Origin of the sequence: Pseudogulbenkiania sp. MAI-1, from assembly GCF_000527175.1 — a bacterium.
In the GTDB taxonomy this organism is placed as follows: domain Bacteria; phylum Pseudomonadota; class Gammaproteobacteria; order Burkholderiales; family Chromobacteriaceae; genus Pseudogulbenkiania.
In genome coordinates, this window is the sequence record NZ_AZUR01000001.1 from 405494 (window position 1) to 421310 (window position 15817).

19 protein-coding genes and 1 pseudogene are annotated in these 15817 nt (G+C 61.7%); 12 read left to right on the plus strand and 8 right to left on the minus strand.

The annotated features are described in order from the left end of the window. The first annotated feature begins 11 nt into the window (after window positions 1–11). The 11 genes from rpsE (at window position 12) to rplQ (ending at window position 5779) form a co-directional block, all read left to right on the plus strand. Complete coding sequence (rpsE, locus tag PSEMAI1_RS0101880; RefSeq protein WP_024301233.1) at window positions 12–530, plus strand: 30S ribosomal protein S5; 519 nt, start codon at window positions 12–14, stop codon at window positions 528–530. Next, window positions 523–708 carry a 50S ribosomal protein L30 gene (gene rpmD / locus PSEMAI1_RS0101885; RefSeq protein ID WP_008955654.1) on the plus strand — a complete coding sequence of 62 codons (186 nt, stop codon included), beginning with the start codon at window positions 523–525 and terminating at the stop codon, window positions 706–708. Before rpsE ends, rpmD begins: the two co-directional genes overlap by 8 nt. A 3-nt stretch (window positions 709–711) precedes the next feature. Next, complete coding sequence (gene rplO / locus PSEMAI1_RS0101890) at window positions 712–1146, plus strand: 50S ribosomal protein L15 (RefSeq protein ID WP_024301234.1); 435 nt, start codon at window positions 712–714, stop codon at window positions 1144–1146. Between the two features lie 11 nt (window positions 1147–1157). After that, on the plus strand, window positions 1158–2477 hold the full coding sequence (gene secY / locus PSEMAI1_RS0101895) for a preprotein translocase subunit SecY (RefSeq protein ID WP_024301235.1): 1320 nt from the start codon (window positions 1158–1160) through the stop codon (window positions 2475–2477). Between the two features lie 22 nt (window positions 2478–2499). Further along, window positions 2500–2718: a translation initiation factor IF-1 gene (gene infA / locus PSEMAI1_RS0101900; protein ID WP_024301236.1), complete on the plus strand. Its 219-nt coding sequence runs from the start codon at window positions 2500–2502 to the stop codon at window positions 2716–2718. 36 nt (window positions 2719–2754) lie between these two features. Then, window positions 2755–2868, plus strand: coding sequence for a 50S ribosomal protein L36 (gene rpmJ / locus PSEMAI1_RS21060; protein WP_011137711.1), 114 nt, complete (start codon window positions 2755–2757; stop codon window positions 2866–2868). A 70-nt stretch (window positions 2869–2938) separates the two neighbouring features. After that, window positions 2939–3301, plus strand: a complete 363-nt coding sequence (rpsM, locus tag PSEMAI1_RS0101905) for a 30S ribosomal protein S13 (RefSeq protein ID WP_024301237.1) — start codon at window positions 2939–2941, stop codon at window positions 3299–3301. An 18-nt stretch (window positions 3302–3319) separates the two neighbouring features. Continuing rightward, window positions 3320–3715, plus strand: a complete 396-nt coding sequence (rpsK, locus tag PSEMAI1_RS0101910; protein ID WP_008955659.1) for a 30S ribosomal protein S11 — start codon at window positions 3320–3322, stop codon at window positions 3713–3715. An 18-nt stretch (window positions 3716–3733) separates the two neighbouring features. Continuing rightward, a complete protein-coding gene (rpsD, locus tag PSEMAI1_RS0101915) occupies window positions 3734–4354 on the plus strand; it encodes a 30S ribosomal protein S4 (RefSeq protein WP_024301238.1) in 621 nt (206 codons plus the stop codon). Window positions 4355–4377: 23 nt separating this feature from the next. Beyond that, window positions 4378–5361: a DNA-directed RNA polymerase subunit alpha gene (rpoA, locus tag PSEMAI1_RS0101920; RefSeq protein ID WP_024301239.1), complete on the plus strand. Its 984-nt coding sequence runs from the start codon at window positions 4378–4380 to the stop codon at window positions 5359–5361. Window positions 5362–5386: 25 nt separating this feature from the next. Further along, a complete protein-coding gene (rplQ, locus tag PSEMAI1_RS0101925; RefSeq protein ID WP_024301240.1) occupies window positions 5387–5779 on the plus strand; it encodes a 50S ribosomal protein L17 in 393 nt (130 codons plus the stop codon). A 64-nt stretch (window positions 5780–5843) separates the two neighbouring features. On the opposite strand, the gene PSEMAI1_RS0101930 is transcribed toward rplQ, so the two are convergent. The 4 genes and pseudogenes from PSEMAI1_RS0101930 to istA form a co-directional block, all read right to left on the minus strand. Further along, window positions 5844–6758, minus strand: coding sequence for a glutaminase (locus PSEMAI1_RS0101930; protein WP_024301241.1), 915 nt, complete (start codon window positions 6756–6758; stop codon window positions 5844–5846). 77 nt (window positions 6759–6835) lie between these two features. Further along, window positions 6836–7633 (minus strand): MOSC domain-containing protein, encoded by a 798-nt coding sequence (locus PSEMAI1_RS0101935; protein WP_024301242.1) that lies wholly within the window; start codon window positions 7631–7633, stop codon window positions 6836–6838. Between the two features lie 312 nt (window positions 7634–7945). After that, window positions 7946–8731: pseudogene (gene istB / locus PSEMAI1_RS20405) on the minus strand (IS21-like element helper ATPase IstB). After that, window positions 8731–9948 (minus strand): IS21 family transposase, encoded by a 1218-nt coding sequence (istA, locus tag PSEMAI1_RS0101945; protein ID WP_029770442.1) that lies wholly within the window; start codon window positions 9946–9948, stop codon window positions 8731–8733. The pseudogene istB and the gene istA overlap by 1 nt, the downstream one beginning before the upstream one ends. A 337-nt stretch (window positions 9949–10285) precedes the next feature. On the opposite strand from istA, the gene PSEMAI1_RS0101950 reads away from it, so the two are divergent. Further along, window positions 10286–11929, plus strand: coding sequence for a methyl-accepting chemotaxis protein (locus PSEMAI1_RS0101950; RefSeq protein ID WP_024301244.1), 1644 nt, complete (start codon window positions 10286–10288; stop codon window positions 11927–11929). A 46-nt stretch (window positions 11930–11975) separates the two neighbouring features. On the opposite strand, the gene lnt is transcribed toward PSEMAI1_RS0101950, so the two are convergent. The 4 genes from lnt to PSEMAI1_RS0101970 are packed head-to-tail and all read right to left on the minus strand — an operon-like array spanning window position 11976 to window position 15794. Further along, window positions 11976–13469, minus strand: a complete 1494-nt coding sequence (lnt, locus tag PSEMAI1_RS0101955) for an apolipoprotein N-acyltransferase (protein WP_024301245.1) — start codon at window positions 13467–13469, stop codon at window positions 11976–11978. A 4-nt stretch (window positions 13470–13473) separates the two neighbouring features. Further along, window positions 13474–14325, minus strand: a complete 852-nt coding sequence (locus PSEMAI1_RS0101960) for an HlyC/CorC family transporter (protein ID WP_024301246.1) — start codon at window positions 14323–14325, stop codon at window positions 13474–13476. Window positions 14326–14329: 4 nt separating this feature from the next. Beyond that, window positions 14330–14836, minus strand: coding sequence for an rRNA maturation RNase YbeY (gene ybeY, locus PSEMAI1_RS0101965; protein WP_024301247.1), 507 nt, complete (start codon window positions 14834–14836; stop codon window positions 14330–14332). Further along, a complete protein-coding gene (locus PSEMAI1_RS0101970; RefSeq protein WP_024301248.1) occupies window positions 14823–15794 on the minus strand; it encodes a PhoH family protein in 972 nt (323 codons plus the stop codon). Before PSEMAI1_RS0101970 ends, ybeY begins: the two co-directional genes overlap by 14 nt. Window positions 15795–15817: the final 23 nt, after the last annotated feature.

The following is a 15817-nucleotide window of genomic DNA, read 5'->3' on the forward strand; positions in this document are numbered from 1 at the left end:
CGGAGTGAAGAATGGCTAAGCACGAAATCGAAGATCGTGGCGACGGTCTGATCGAGAAAATGATCGGTGTCAACCGCGTCACCAAAGTGGTGAAGGGTGGCCGTATCATGGCTTTCTCCGCTCTCACCGTAGTAGGTGATGGCGACGGCGGTATCGGCATGGGTAAGGGCCGTTCCAAGGAAGTGCCGGTTGCTGTGCAGAAGGCAATGGAATCGGCACGCCGCAACATGGTCAAGATCCCGCTGAAAAACGGTACCCTGCATCACACCGTGATCGGCAAGCACGGTGCTACCACCGTGTTCATGCAGCCCGCCAAAGAAGGTACCGGTGTGAAGGCCGGTGGCCCGATGCGCGCCATCTTTGACGCAATGGGTGTTCGCAACGTGTCCGCCAAGGTGCACGGTTCGACCAACCCGTACAACGTCGTGCGTGCAACCCTGGACGGTCTGAACAAGATCTTCGTTCCTTCGCAGATCGCCGCCAAGCGTGGCCTGACTGTCGAGGAAATCCTGGGGGTGGAGCATGAGTAACGCCAAGACTGTCAAGGTGACTCTGGTGAAGAGCCTGATCGGTCGCCTGGAATCCCATAAGGCCTGCGCTCGCGGTCTCGGTCTGAAAAAGATCAACCAGACCGTCGAAGTGCTCGATACGCCTGAAAACCGTGGCATGATCAACAAGATCAGCTACTTGTTGAAAAGCGAGGGCTAAGCGATGTTGCTGAATACCATTAAGCCGGGCGCTGGCGCCAAGCACGCCAAGCGTCGCGTTGGCCGTGGCATCGGCAGCGGTCTGGGCAAGACTGCTGGCCGTGGTCACAAGGGCCAGAAGAGCCGTGCCGGTGGCTTCCACAAGGTCGGTTTCGAAGGCGGTCAGATGCCGCTGCAGCGCCGCCTGCCGAAGCGTGGCTTCAAGTCCCTGTCCGCTGGCAAGACTGCCGAAGTTCGCCTGTCCGAACTGAATCAGCTGCCGGTTGATGAAATTGATTTGCTCGCCCTCAAGCAAGCCGGCATCGTTGCCGCCCAGGCCCTGGTGGCCAAGGTGGTGCTGTCTGGCAAGGTTGAGCGTGCTCTGAAGCTGCGTGGCGTGGCCGTTACGGCCGGTGCCCGCGCTGCTATCGAAGCCGCTGGCGGCAGTATCGTTGAATAAGGCGCACGTACGTGGCGAATACTTCTCTAGTCTCTAATGGCAACAAGTTTGCCGATCTGAAGCGGCGTGTGCTGTTCCTGATCGGTGCACTGATCGTTTACCGCATTGGTGCGCATATACCTGTACCCGGTATCAACCCTGCCGAACTAGCGAAGTTGTTCCACTCGTCGCAGACGGGCCTCCTCGACATGTTCAACATGTTCTCGGGCGGGGCCCTTTCCAGATTTACGGTATTTGCCATCGGCATCATGCCGTACATCTCGGCCTCCATCATTCTGCAGTTGGGCTCGGAAATCATCCCGACGCTCAAGGAGCTGAAGAAAGAGGGCGACGCTGGACGTCGTAAGATAACCCAGTACACACGTTACGCGACTGTTTTGCTGGCGACTTTCCAGAGTTTCGGCATTGCAGTGATGCTTTATAAGCAGCCTAACCTGGTGGTGACTCCTCAGTGGGAGTTTTACCTGACGACTGTGGTTACGCTGGTGACCGGCACCATGTTCCTGATGTGGCTTGGTGAACAGATAACCGAACGGGGTATCGGCAACGGTATTTCCCTGATTATCTGTGCCGGTATCGCCGCCGGCGTACCCTCCGCGATCGGTAAAACGCTGACCCTGACTAGTCAGGGTTCGTTGCCTATCCTGTTTGCCATCGTGCTGTTTGCATCGGTGATCCTGGTTACCTATCTGGTCGTGTTCGCCGAACGCGGTCAGCGCAAGGTGCTGGTGAACTATGCCAAGCGCCAGGTTGGCAATCGCGTCATGCAGGGCCAGAGCACGCATATGCCGCTCAAGCTCAACATGGCGGGGGTGATTCCGCCGATCTTTGCTTCCAGCATCATCCTGTTTCCGGCCACCGTTCTCGGCTGGTTCGGCAACACGGAAGGCATGGGCTGGCTGAAAGCGGTTGCAGACAAACTGCATCCGGGTCAGCCGATCTATGTCCTGCTGTATGCAACGGCGATCATTTTCTTCTGTTATTTCTACACGGCCCTGGTGTTCAACCCGAAGGAGACCGCGGATAACCTGAAGAAGAGTGGTGCCTTCATCCCGGGGATTCGTCCAGGTGAGCAGACTTCGCGTTATATCGAGAAGATCATTCTGCGGCTGACGCTGATCGGTGCGATTTACATCACGCTGGTTTGCCTGTTGCCGGAGTTCCTGATCCTGAAGTGGAACGTGCCGTTCTACTTTGGCGGGACCTCGCTGTTGATCATCGTCGTGGTGACGATGGACTTCATGGCGCAGGTGCAGTCGTACATTTTGTCGCACCAGTATGAGAGCTTGCTGAAGAAGGCCAACTTCAAAGGCAACGCTCTTACCCGCTGATTACGAGTTCACACTGGGTTATATGGCTAAGGAAGATACCATTCAGATGCAGGGCGAGGTCCTGGAGACGTTGCCGAACGCAACCTTCAGGGTCCAGCTTGAGAATGGACACGTAGTGCTCGGGCATATTTCCGGAAAGATGCGGATGCATTACATCCGCATTCTTCCCGGCGATAAGGTCACGGTGGAGATGACTCCCTATGACTTGTCCCGTGCCCGAATCGTGTTCCGTGCAAAATAATGCACTCGCTCTTTTTAGAGATTGAAAGGAACTGACATGCGAGTTCAGCCTTCGGTAAAGAAAATTTGCCGTAACTGCAAAATTATCCGTCGCAACCGTGTTGTTCGCGTGATCTGCACGGATCCCCGTCACAAGCAAAAGCAAGGCTAATATTTGTTAGCCCTGATCTTGCGTGATACAATCGCAAGCTTTTCATGGTCTTAAGGCTTAAGGAAAGAGTATGGCCCGTATTGCAGGGGTAAACATCCCCAACCATGCGCATGCCGTTATCGGCCTGCAGGCTATTTACGGCATCGGTCAAACTCGTGCTCAGCAGATCTGCGCTGCAGCAGGTGTTGTTCCTTCCACGAAAGTGAAGGATCTGACCGACGCCGAAATGGACAAACTGCGTGAAGAAGTAGGCAAATTCACCGTAGAAGGTGACCTGCGCCGCGAAATTACCATGAGCATCAAGCGTCTGATGGACATGGGCTCTTACCGTGGCATGCGCCATCGTCGCGGCCTGCCGTGCCGCGGCCAGCGTACTCGCACCAATGCTCGCACTCGCAAGGGTCCGCGCAAGGCGATCGCCGGCAAGAAGTAATCTTAAGGAACACAGATAATGGCTAAAGCAAACACAGCTGTCCGTGTACGCAAAAAAGTGCGCAAGTCTGTTAGCGAAGGTATCGTGCACGTGCACGCTTCGTTCAACAACACCATCATCACTATCACCGACCGTCAAGGCAATGCTTTGTCTTGGGCTACCTCTGGCGGCGCTGGTTTTAAGGGCTCGCGCAAGAGTACACCCTTTGCTGCTCAGGTAGCGGCAGAGCATGCTGGTAAAGTTGCCCAAGAATACGGTGTGAAGAACCTCGAAGTTCGTATCAAAGGCCCGGGTCCGGGTCGTGAATCTGCCGTTCGCGCTCTCAACGCGCTGGGTTTCAAGATCACCAGCATCTCCGACGTGACGCCGGTGCCGCACAACGGCTGCCGTCCGCCCAAGAAACGTCGTATTTAATTCGGAGAGTGTGAGAACATGGCACGTTATATTGGCCCGAAATGTAAACTCGCGCGTCGCGAAGGTACCGACCTGTTCCTGAAGAGCGCGCGTCGTGCACTGGATTCCAAGTGCAAACTGGACAGCATTCCCGGTCAGCATGGCGCTCGCAAGAGCCGTCTGTCTGACTACGGCGTCCAACTGCGTGAAAAGCAGAAGATCCGCCGCATCTACGGCGTGCTCGAGCGCCAGTTCCGCAACTACTTCGCCGAAGCCTCGCGCCTGAAGGGCTCGACCGGCGAAAACCTGCTGAAGCTGCTGGAATCCCGCCTCGACAACGTCGTATACCGCATGGGCTTTGGCTCCACCCGCGCCGAAGCGCGCCAGCTGGTGAGCCACAAGGCTATCGTGGTGAACGGTCAAGTCGTGAACATCCCGTCCTTCCAGGTGAAGGCCGGCGATGTCGTCGCCATCCGCGAAAAAGCCAAGAAGCAGGCCCGTATCGTCGAAGGTCTGGCTCTGGCCGAACAGGGTGGTTTCCCTTCCTGGGTGTCGGTTGACTCCAAGAAGATGGAAGGTGTTTTCAAGTCGGCTCCGGAGCGTTCCGAACTGGCTGGCGATATCAACGAACAGCTCGTTGTGGAATTCTACTCCAAGTAATCGCTAGCTCTTAGGGACTGACTATGCAAAACAGCGCTTCGGAATTTCTTAAACCGCGACTCATTGACGTGCAGCCGGTTTCGGCTACTCACGCGCGCGTATCGATGGAGCCGTTTGAACGTGGTTATGCCCATACCCTGGGTAACGCACTGCGTCGCATTCTGCTGTCCTCGATGCCGGGTTTTGCTCCGACCGAAGTCACTATCGCTGGCGTTTTGCATGAGTATTCCGCTCTTGATGGCGTTCGCGAGGATGTCGTCGACATCCTCCTGAACCTCAAGGGCGTGGTGCTTAAGCTGCATGGTCGTGACAGCGTCGTACTCACCCTCAAGAAAGAGGGCGAGGGCGCTGTTCTGGCTGGCGATATCGAGTTGCCGCATGATGTTGAGGTGATCAATCCGGATCACGTCATCTGCCATCTGGCCGCAGGCGGCAAGATCGATCTGGAAGTGAAGGTCGAAAAAGGTCGCGGCTATCAGCCGGTTAGCGTTCGCGCCAATCAGGACGAAAACCGTGCCATCGGTACTATTCAGCTGGATGCTTCGTTCTCTCCGGTCCGCCGGGTGAGCTTTGGCGTGGAAAGCGCCCGCGTCGAGCAGCGTACCGACCTGGATCGCCTGGTGCTCGATATCGAGACCAATGGGGTGATCGAACCTGAGCAAGCCGTGCGTAACGCCGCGCGCATCCTGATGGATCAGCTGTCGATCTTTGCTGATCTGCAAGGCACTGCGGTTGAAGAAGTCGTTGAAAAGGCGCCGCCGATCGATCCGATCCTGCTGCGTCCGGTCGACGATCTTGAACTGACGGTTCGTTCGGCTAACTGCCTGAAGGCCGAGAACATTTATTACATCGGTGACCTGATTCAGCGTACCGAGACCGAGCTTCTGAAGACTCCGAACCTCGGTCGCAAGTCCCTGAATGAGATCAAGGAAGTTCTCGCGTCCAAAGGCCTGACTCTCGGCATGAAGCTGGAAAACTGGCCGCCGGCAGGGCTGGAAAAACCGTAAGGTTTGAGATTAAAGGACATTAACAATGCGTCATCGTTATAGCAATCGTAAACTGAACCGCACGACTAGCCACCGTCTGGCTATGCTGCGCAACATGGCTAACTCGCTGCTGCGCCACGAAGTGATCGTGACCACGCTGCCGAAGGCCAAGGAACTGCGCCGTGTGGCCGAGCCGCTGATCACGCTGGGTAAGAAGCCGTCGCTGGCTAATCGCCGCCTGGCTTTCGACCGCACCCGTGATCGCGAGATCGTGGTTAAACTCTTCGACGTACTGGGCCCGCGCTACACCGCTCGCAACGGCGGCTATGTTCGTATCCTGAAGTACGGCTTCCGCAACGGCGACAACGCTCCGATGGCTCTGGTCGAGCTGCTGGACCGTCCGGAAGATGCGGTAGCAGTGGAAGAAGAAGCCGAGTAACCTTCGGGTGCTCTGAATAAAAAAGCCAGCGTACGCTGGCTTTTTTATTTTCCGATGCTGTCGCTTAGAAAATCGACAGGCCGGTCCGGGTCGTGAAGCGGTCCAGCGCCTCCAGCCCGATCAGCGAGTTGCCCTGGCTGTCGAGCGCCGGGCTCCAGACGGCGATGCTCATCTTGCCCGGGATGATGGCCAGAATCCCTCCCCCCACCCCACTCTTGCAGGGCAGGCCCACCCGGTAGGCGAATTCGCCGGCGGCATCGTAGGTGCCGCAAGTCAGCATGATGGCATTGACCTGCTTGGCCTGGCTCCGGGTCAGCCGCGGCTCGCCGCTGACCGGCGAGAGTCCATGGTTGGCCAGGTAGAGGCCGGCGCGCGCCAGCTCGGCGCAGCTCATGGTGATGCTGCAGCTGTGGAAATAGCTCTCCAGCGTTTGCTCTACCGGGTTGACCATGTTGCCGTAGCTTTTCATGAAGTGCGCCAGCGCGGCGTTGCGATCACCGTGCTGCTTTTCTGACTGAGCGACCTCGAGGTCGAATGTCAGGTCGTCGGTGCCGCTTTCCTGACGCAGCAAATCGAGCAGCACGGCCTTGGCATCCCCATACAGCGAATTGGCGAGGTCGGTTACGACCAGCGCGCCGGCGTTGATGAAGGGGTTGCGCGGGATGCCGTTCTCGTTCTCCAGCTGTACCAGCGAGTTGAACGGGTTGCCCGACGGTTCCTTGCCGACGCGGGTCCACAGGTTGTCGCCCAGACGGCCGAGCACCAGCGAGAGCATGAAGACCTTGGACAGGCTCTGGATGGAGAAGCGGGTATCGGCACCACCGGTGGCGTATTGCCGGCCGTCGAGCGTGGCGACGCTGATGGCGAATTGTTGCGGGTTGATCTTGGCCAGGGCGGGGATGTAGTTCGCCACCTTGCCCAGTCCGAAATAGGGAACGATGTCCTGGGCTATTTCATCGAGGAGAGCTTGATAGTCCATGTCTGTGGTGTGGTAAGGGTGTGTTGTCGTGATCGGCCCTGTAACGGGCTCTGAGTTTTGTCGGGTTGGCTGGCGCCTCAGAAAGTATAGCGGAGCTCCAGGACCTCGAGCGAATCCCCGAGCTGCAGGATGCCTTCGTTGCGTGGCACGAGGTTGACGCCGAAGCAGATGCCTTCCGGCAACTGGCGCGTCTTGATCAGGGTGGCCATGGGCTCTCCGTCGGCCGACGGGGTGCCGGTGTCCGGGTTGACCGTGGTCAGCGTGCAGCGGGTGCACGGCTTGGCCACATCGAAGACGACCGATCCAATGCGAACCACCTGCCAGTCATCTTCTTCGTAGGGCAAGGGGCCGCTGACGACGAGATTGGGTCGGAAGTGGCGCGTCGTGACCGGTTGTGTCAGTTGGCCGTTGAGTTCGTTCAGCGAACCCTCGTTGACCAGCAGATACGGGTAGCCGTCGGCGAAGGATAGCGCCTGATCGTTGGTTTTCTGCTGGCGCTGGGAGTGCCGCCCCAGCCAGAGCAGGCGGCAGGGAATACCCAGATAGCGGCTGAACCAGTCGTCGGCCCTGGCAGAGCCGTGGTAGGCGGTGAAGTGGTCCTTCCAGACGCTGGCAGGGGTCGGGGAGTCGAACTCGGTCGCCAGTGCGGTCACGAGGGGGTGGCCGGGAGCCTGAAACAGGATGCCTCCCGGGATCAGTGAACACCGGACATTGACGAGCTGAGGATAGTCGCGTGCCGTGATGAACCCCCCGCTTTCATCGGTCAGCAGCCATTCTCGATCGTGCAGCAGGCCCTGCCACGAGGCGTATGCCCGCTCGTAAGCGATGCCGCGGGCGGATTTGAGGGGATGGACGAACATGCTGGCCAATTGCACGGATCTGCTCCTTGGGTTGGGGTTGTCCGGAATATCGTCGATTCGTCTTCGCGATGGCGGCGCGATGGTTTGTCCGGGATGACCTGGGAGGTTAGCAGGCCGTGCTCGAATGGGGTAGCGGGGGCGTTGCCGGTGGCGAGAAAAGTCCTCCGCAGTGAAGTGTTCTGAACTACGGTAATGCGCTTTCAGGTGCGCATTCTCGGCATGGGCTGGTGCGCCTTGTCCGATTTTACCCTCCCCGGTGTATCCCCGTGTCAAGCGACACGAGGATTTGACCCCCTGGCGACATCTGGAATTGACCCCCAGGGTTAATCAACTAGTTGATGTAATCGGTTCGGCCGCCGCCTTCTGCAGCAGGCCGCTCCGTCGTTTGTCGCGTAGCCGGTAACTATCTCCCCGGATCGTGACCACCTGGCTGTGATGCAGCAGCCGATCCAGGATGGCCGTTGCCGCCACTGCGTCACCAAACACTTGGCCCCATTCCCCCACCGGGCGGTTGCTGGTGATCAGTAGGCTTGCCCGCTCATAGCGCCGCGAGACCAGTTGGAAGAACAGGTGCGCTGCCGCCGGCTCCAGCGGCAGGTAGCCCAATTCATCGACGATCAGCAGCTTGGGTTTCGATAGCTGCAACAGCTTCTCCTACAAGCGCCCATCGGCATGCGCCTTCGTCAGTCCAGTCATCAGCGACGCAGCAGAACTGAACAGCACCGTGTAACCCCGCTCTACCGCCTCACGCCCGAGTGCTACCGCCAAATGCGTCTTGCCGACTCCGGGCGGTCCCAGCAGCAACAACGCTTGACCGTGGCCAATCCAGCGCCCGGTGGCCAAATCCCGGACCTGGCCGGGATCAATCGACGGCTGCGCATCGAAGTCGAAGCCCTCCAGCGTGCGTACACAGGGGAATCGAGCCAGCTTCATCCCCATCTGGATGCGTCGCGTATCGCGCCGGGCCACCTCTCGCTCGGCCAGGAACAGCAGCGCTTCGCGAAGTGTCATTTGGGCACGGCTCGCTTCGTCCAGCAGGCTATCCAGCTGATCCCGGATCGCCGTCAAGTGCAGCCGGGTCAACAGTTCTTCCAGTCGGTCGGGTTCGATCATCACCAGCCCCCTCCGACCAATTCCTCATACTCTGCCAGCGGGCGCAGCAAAGCGCCGCCGTGTGGCGGGACCGGCTCGGATAGCGGCGGCACGACCCCAAGCAGATGGGCGCGGTCAATTTGCCGTCCGCGACTGCCGGCCAACTCGGCGTGATGCGCTACTTCCTGGCCGGCGTAATGGACCGTCACCGTGCCTGCTCGTACAACGACCGTGACCATCTCGCCGATCAGCCGCCAGGGCACGCTGTAGGCATTAGTATCGAGCTCGACACAGCCTTCGGCATTGACGCGACGGATCAGCTCCCGCACTTGCAGGAACGGCACGATGCCGGCAACAGGACGCAGATGCGGACGTTCGCCGTCGAACCGCTCCTTGGGCGCCATGCCGGTCGTCCCGTGGATGCGGGTATCGGCCACCTCCCGCTGCCAGCGGGTCAAGTGAGCCTCCAATGCGGCCCAGCTCTCGAATGTGTAACCGGCGATAGCATTCTTCTTCACATAGCCAACGCCGTTCTCGGTCTTGCCCTTGGTGCGCGCACGGAACGGCGCGCAGGCCTTCACGCGCACATCCCAATGCCGGCAGAACGCCTCGAAGCGGCTATTGAAGCGGACCTGCCGGGTCTGCATGTCGTGCTCGACCACGAGGGCCTTGGCGTTATCGATCAGCAGAGTCTGCACCCGTCCACCGAAGTGCTCGAACGCCGCTTCGATACCGCCAAACCAAGCACTCTGCCGTTCGTGACGGAATGGGCAAACAAAGCCACGGCGCGAGTAGCCAAGCGTCGCCACGAACAGGTACACACGCACCAGTTCGCCACCGATCTGGATGCGCACTTGGCCGAAGTCGATCTGCATCTGCTCGCCAGGAGCAGTCTCGAACCGGATCGTCGCTCGCCGGCTGGCTTCAAGCTCCTGCCGATATGGCCGGCAGGCGCGTTCAACGGTGCGCAGGCTGGTGGCAATACCGTGTTCCTTAGCCAGCAGCTGACGCACCACGTCGCAGTTGCCCTTGTGCGTTAGAAACTGCTCACGTAGCCAGGCCTCGTGCCCGGTGAGCACGCCGCTGCGTTGCGGCTGCTGGTATGGCACCGGGCCGCCGGCACGCAAATAGTGCCGCACGGTATTTCGGGCGATTCCCAGCGTCTTGGCAATCCGCTTCGCCCCCCAGCCGGATTGCCCCAGTCGAACGATTGCCGTTACTGCTTCCGGCTCCAACATCTCCCGTACTCCACAAACCTCACGGGGTACAGGATGACTCGCTGAATACTGCGTTTCCAACGACTGCCTCCTTGCAAACAAGGGGGTCAGTTCTTCGTGTCGCTAGGGGGTCAATTTACGATGTCGCCTGACACCCCGTTGGTTCCTGGCCGGCCGCGGTGCCCGCCATTTTCTGTCTGTGCACGGCCGATCCGGCTACTAGGGTTTTTCCTGAGCGCCTGTGACTAAGGTCTAGGGTTATTCTGACGGGTGATGGTTTATGCTAGGCGAGCGCGACAATTTGCGAGGTGCATGGCGTCTGCATGTCTCGTCGATATAACAAAAGGGGGGAGAGCTGATGAAGCAGCCAAATCAGGGGTGGGGTATCCGGGCACGGTTGCTGGGATTGCTGGCCGTGGTGGTGGTGCTGATCTGTGTGGAAGGTGGGCTGGGGTTGTTCAGCGAGCGGGACAGCATGCTGCGGGATCGCCAGGACAAGATCCGCAACCTGGTCGAGACGGTGGCGGCGATCGTGACCGATTACGAGCACAAGGCGGCGAGTGGGGCGATGAGCGAGGCAGAGGCCAAGGCCTTGGCGGCGGCGGCGGTCAGTGCGATCCGTTACGACGGCAAGGAGTACTTTTTCGCTTTCGACCAGAACCTGGTTTACGTCGGGCACGGTGTCAAGCCGGCGCTGATCGGCAAGAACCTGCATGGCATCAAGACGCCGGAGGGGGTCGATCTGGGTGCTCAGTTCGACAAGACGCTGGCCGACGGTCAGGGCAAGGGTTTCGCGTCCTACGTCTGGGACAAGCCGGGGTTCGATCAGCCGCAGCCCAAGCTGTCGTACCTGGCTACCACGCCGGGCTGGCATTGGGTGATCGGTACCGGGATCTATCTGGACGATGTCGACGCGGCGTTCCGCCATGCGCTGCTGGCCTTGTTGCTGCGAGGCGGCCTGCTGCTGGCCCTATTGCTCGCGGTCGGCTACCTGCTGGTGCGTGGCGTGCTGCGGCAACTGGGGGGCGAGCCGGCGGCGACCGCCGCCATCGTGCGCCGCATTGCGGACGGCCAGCTCGACGTGGCCGTTCCGGTGCGGGAGGGGGACAGCGATAGCCTGATGGCGGCGGTGGCCGACATGCAGTCGCAGTTGCGCCAGCTGGTGCAGCGCATTGCGGAGGGGGCCAACGCCATGTCCGGGATGAGTTCGCAGATTGCCGGCAACGCCGAGGCGGTGGCGCAGTCTTCCGGTCAGCAGAGCGGCGCGGCCACGTCGATGGCGGCCTCGGTACAGCAGATGACGGTCAGCATCAACCAGATCGCCGAGCATGCCCAGGACGCGCGCCAGCTTTCGCAAGCTTCCGGCGAGTTGTCGCGCGAAGGAGGCGAGGTGATCGCCAGTGCGGTCGGCGAAATGCACCGGATCAACGAGTCGGTGGATCAGGCGGCGTCGAGCATCGGCGAGCTGGCGCAGAAGACGCAGGCCATTTCCAGCATCATGCAGGTGATCAAGGATATTGCCGACCAGACCAATCTCTTGGCGCTCAACGCCGCGATCGAGGCCGCGCGTGCCGGGGAGAGCGGGCGCGGTTTTGCCGTGGTCGCCGACGAGGTGAGGAAGTTGTCTGAGCGCACCGCGCTGGCTACCCAGGAGATCGCCGGCATGATCGAGGAGATCCGCCTGACTTCGGACGCCTCGCACAGCACGATGGCGGAAGCGGTACAGCGGGTGAAGAACGGTTTGCAACTGGCGGAGCAGGGCGGGGGGGCGATCGCGCGCATCAGCACCAGCGCCCAGCAGGTGGTGCAGGTGGTCAACGACATCTCGCACTCGCTGCGTGAGCAGAGCGAGGCGAGCCAGGGCATTGCCCGCCATGTCGACGATATCGCGCAGAGTGCGGCGGTCAACGCCGATGCTTCGCTGGCAGCGTCACGTGCGATCGAGGAACTGCACGTGCTGGCCGATACCTTGCGTGGGCAGGTAGCCCGTTTCCGCTGTTAGCGATCGCGTGTAGCCAGCACGAGGCCCGGGGCTCCCCGGGCCTTTTTCACGCCCGCTGCGGCCGATGCCGGCGCCCGAGCAGGGCGGCGAGCCCCAGCAGCATGGCGGAGAGCAGCAGCACCGGCCGGTTGCCGTACTGCATGTAGGGGGTCAGGCCTTGCCGGCCTTGTACCATGCCGGACAACACCTGGCGGGTGAACGGTGCCGCCACGGCGGCGATCTCGCCGTCGGCACGGATGATGGCGGTCATGCCGGTGTTGGTGGAGCGCAGCATCGGGCGGCCGGTTTCCAGCGCGCGCGCTTGTGACAGTTGCAGGTGCTGGCTGGCGGCGTCGCTCTGGCCGAACCAGGCCAGGTTGCTGACGTTGGCCAGCAGCGTGGCCCTGGCGGCCGGGCCGATCAGTTCCTCGCCGAAGCTGTCTTCATAGCAGACGTTGAATGCCACTTGCTGGCCGGCCATGGCGATAGGGGCCTGATTGGCACCGCCGCGGCTGAAGCCGGACAGCGGCATGTTCATGAAGCGGTAGATCCAGCTGGTGACGCCGGGGAGCGGGATGAACTCGCCGAATGGCACCAGATGGTCCTTGGCGTAGAACGGCTGGCCGGGTGTGGTCGGTGCGATCACGGCGTTGAGGTAGCCGCGGCCGTCGTCGGTGCGGCGCGGCACGCCGAAGGCCAGCGCCATCCGGTTGCGCTCGGCGGTGGCGGCCAGGAGACCGACGAAGCCGGGCGGCAGTTCGTCGAGGAAGGCCGGCAACGCGGTTTCCGGCAGGATCATCAGGTCGGCACGGGTGGTGGCGACCTGGCGGTAATAGCTGGCCAGCGTGTATTCGTAGAGCGTCGGCTCCCACTTGAGGCTTTGCGGGATGTTGCCCTGCGCTAGTGCCACGCGTACCGGCTTGCCGGCGGGTTCGGTCCACGGGATGGCCTTGAGCTGTTCGCCGCCGGCCCACAGGGCGGCCAGCGCCGCCAGCAGCAGCACTCGCCAGCGGTTGGCGAGCCGCGGCAGCACGACCAGGGAACCGGCGCTGACGGCAACCAGCAGGGTGACGCCGTAGATGCCGGACACCGCAGCGTAGCCGGCCAGTGGGCTTTCGGTGATCTGCGAGTAGCCGGCGGCGCCCCACGGAAAGCCGGTGAGCATCCAGCCGCGCAGCCATTCCCCCAGCGTCCACAGCGCCGGGAACAGCACCAGCCAGCGCATGGCCGGACGGCGGTCGATGCGCGTGGAGAGCCACAGCGCGAGGCCGGGGTAGAGCGCGAGGTAGGCCGGCAGCAGCGCGGTCATCGGGGCGGCGAGCCAGAACGGCATGCCGGCGATGTCGTGCAGGCTGTTGTAGATCCAGTGGAAGTTGGCGGTGTAGGCGGCAATGCCCCAGGCGTAGCCGAGCCAGAAGGCGCGATGGGGCTGGCGCTGGGCCAGTTCGGCCAGTGCCGCGAGGGCGAGCGGCATCAGCCAGAACAGGCGGTAGGGGGCGAAGGCGAACAGCGTGGCGGTGCCGGCGAGGGCCGCCAGCAGCAGGAACAGGAAGGTGCGCATGGGGTCAGTGGGGGAGCGGCTGGTCCTGTGGTTGCAGGCGTTCGACCAGCAGGGTGTGCAGGCGGCGGCTGTCGGTGCGGATCACGGTGAAGCGCAGGTCGCTGCTTTCCACCGTTTCGCCGCGCTTGGGCAGGTGACCGAACAGCGAGATGACCAGGCCGCCGATGGTGTCGACGTCGTTGTCGGAGAAGCCGGTGTCGAAGTAATGGTTGAAGTCGGCGATCTCGGTCAGCGCCTTGACGCGGTAGCGCTGGCCGCGCACCGGGATGATGTTGTCGGCGCTGTCGTCGTTGTCGTACTCGTCTTCGATGTCGCCGACGATCTGTTCGATGACATCTTCGATGGTGACGAGGCCGCAGACGCCGCCGTATTCGTCGACCACGATGGCCATGTGGTTGCGGGTGGTGCGGAAGTCGCGCAGCAGCACGTTGAGGGGTTTGGATTCCGGTACGAACACGGCCGGGCGCAGGGTGTCGCGCAGGTTGAAGGTGGCGGGCTGGTGGAAGTAGCGCAGCAGGTCCTTGGCGAGGAAGATGCCGACCACGTCGTCCTTGTCGTCACCGATCACCGGGAAGCGCGAGTGGGCGGTCTCGACAACGAAGGGCAGCAGGTTTTCGACCGGTTCGTCAACCTTGATGACGTCCATCAGGCTGCGCGACACCATCACGTCGCGTACCGTCAGCTCGCTGACCGACAGCACGCCTTCGATCATGCCGAGCGCTTCGGCGTCGAGCAGGTCGCGCTCGAAGGCGGAGTGCAGCAGTTCGACCAGTTCCTTGCGGTCTTCCGGCTCGCGTAACAGCAGGGCCGACAGGCGTTCCAACCAACCGTGCCTGTTCTTACTGGAATCGTCCATGGTGTCAGGTTTTCTCCGCCGCGTACGGGTCTGGATATCCTAGCTTGGCCAGAATGGCCGTTTCAAGCGCCTCCATGACCTCGGCCTCGTCGTCTTCTTCGTGGTCGTAGCCTTGCAGGTGCAGCATGCCGTGCACGGTGAGGTGGGCATAGTGGGCCAAGAGCGGCGTGCCCTGTTCGGCGGCTTCCCGCTCCACCACCGGCACGCACAGCACCAGGTCGCCGAACAGCGGCATGCCTTCCACCGTTTCGCCTTCGTTGAGGGCGAAGCTCAGCACGTTGGTGGCGTAGTCCTTGCCGCGGTAGTCGCGGTTCAGGGCGCGGCCTTCCTCGTCTTCGACCAGCAGCAGGCTGACCTGGGCCGAGCGGACGTCGGCTTGCAGGGCGGCGCGCGCCCAGCGTTGCAGTTGGGCGGCGCTGGGCAGGTTGGCCGCGTCGCTGCGTAGGTCGAGCGTCAGTTCCAGCCTGTCGGCCAATCGTTGTCGTAGCGGGGTGCGCTTAGCTCTTTTCATCGGACTTGTTTTGCGTCAGTTCTTTCAGTTGATGGGCGTCGTAGGCGTCGACGATCTTCTGCACCAGTGGATGGCGTACCACGTCGTCGCTCTGGAAGTGGTGGAAATGGATGCCGCGCACGTGCTCGAGGATGCGTTCGACCTCGACCAGGCCGCTTTTCTGGTGGCGCGCCAGGTCGATCTGGGTGATGTCGCCGGTGATCACCGCCTTGGAGCCGAAGCCGATGCGGGTCAGGAACATCTTCATCTGTTCCGGGGTGGTGTTCTGCGCCTCGTCGAGGATGATGAAGGCGCTGTTGAGCGTGCGGCCGCGCATGTAGGCGAGCGGGGCGATCTCGATCAGGTTTTTCTCGAACAGCCGGGTGACCTTGTCGAAGCCCATCAGGTCGTAGAGCGCGTCGTAGAGCGGGCGCAGGTAGGGGTCGACCTTCTGCGCCAGGTCGCCGGGCAGGAAGCCCAGCTTCTCGCCAGCCTCGACCGCCGGGCGCACCAGCACGATGCGCTTGATCGCGTCGCGTTCCATGGCATCCACCGCGCAGGCGACGGCGAGATAGGTCTTGCCGGTGCCGGCCGGGCCGATGCCGAAGGTGATGTCGTGCTGCTGGATGGCCTTGATGTAGCCGTTCTGGCGCGGGGTGCGGCCCCTGAGGTCGCCACGGCGCGTGGCCAGTATCGGCGCTTCGTCGTCTGGCGTGGTGGCGTGCTGGCGCACCTCGACCAGGCCGAGCTGGATGTCGTCGATCGACAGGTCCTGCTTCTCGGCCAGCAGGTAGAAGCGGGTCAGCGCGCTGGCGGCGTCGGCGGCGCGCGCCCCGCGGATGCGGAAGCCCTCGCCGCGGCGCTGGATGATCACGTCCAGCCCGGTTTCGATCTGCTTGAGGTTTTCGTCGAGCGGGCCGCACAGGCGGGCCAGCCGTTCGTTGTCGATGGGGTTGAAGCTGAGCTGTTCGGTTTGCAAGGGGGATCGGCTCCGCGGCGTTG

Bases quoted from the DNA above. Each gene is read 5' to 3' on its own strand.
- rpsE (WP_024301233.1), top strand. From the start codon at position 12: ATGGCTAAGCACGAAATCGAAGATCGTGGCGACGGTCTGATCGAGAAA.
- rpmD (WP_008955654.1), top strand. From the start codon at position 523: ATGAGTAACGCCAAGACTGTCAAGGTGACTCTGGTGAAGAGCCTGATC.
- rplO (WP_024301234.1), top strand. From the start codon at position 712: ATGTTGCTGAATACCATTAAGCCGGGCGCTGGCGCCAAGCACGCCAAG.
- infA (WP_024301236.1), top strand. From the start codon at position 2,500: ATGGCTAAGGAAGATACCATTCAGATGCAGGGCGAGGTCCTGGAGACG.
- rpmJ (WP_011137711.1), top strand. From the start codon at position 2,755: ATGCGAGTTCAGCCTTCGGTAAAGAAAATTTGCCGTAACTGCAAAATT.
- rpsM (WP_024301237.1), top strand. From the start codon at position 2,939: ATGGCCCGTATTGCAGGGGTAAACATCCCCAACCATGCGCATGCCGTT.
- rpsK (WP_008955659.1), top strand. From the start codon at position 3,320: ATGGCTAAAGCAAACACAGCTGTCCGTGTACGCAAAAAAGTGCGCAAG.
- rpsD (WP_024301238.1), top strand. From the start codon at position 3,734: ATGGCACGTTATATTGGCCCGAAATGTAAACTCGCGCGTCGCGAAGGT.
- rpoA (WP_024301239.1), top strand. From the start codon at position 4,378: ATGCAAAACAGCGCTTCGGAATTTCTTAAACCGCGACTCATTGACGTG.
- rplQ (WP_024301240.1), top strand. From the start codon at position 5,387: ATGCGTCATCGTTATAGCAATCGTAAACTGAACCGCACGACTAGCCAC.
- PSEMAI1_RS0101930 (WP_024301241.1), bottom strand. From the start codon at position 6,758: ATGGACTATCAAGCTCTCCTCGATGAAATAGCCCAGGACATCGTTCCC.
- istA (WP_029770442.1), bottom strand. From the start codon at position 9,948: ATGTTGGAGCCGGAAGCAGTAACGGCAATCGTTCGACTGGGGCAATCC.
- PSEMAI1_RS0101950 (WP_024301244.1), top strand. From the start codon at position 10,286: ATGAAGCAGCCAAATCAGGGGTGGGGTATCCGGGCACGGTTGCTGGGA.
- lnt (WP_024301245.1), bottom strand. From the start codon at position 13,469: ATGCGCACCTTCCTGTTCCTGCTGCTGGCGGCCCTCGCCGGCACCGCC.
- PSEMAI1_RS0101960 (WP_024301246.1), bottom strand. From the start codon at position 14,325: ATGGACGATTCCAGTAAGAACAGGCACGGTTGGTTGGAACGCCTGTCG.
- ybeY (WP_024301247.1), bottom strand. From the start codon at position 14,836: ATGAAAAGAGCTAAGCGCACCCCGCTACGACAACGATTGGCCGACAGG.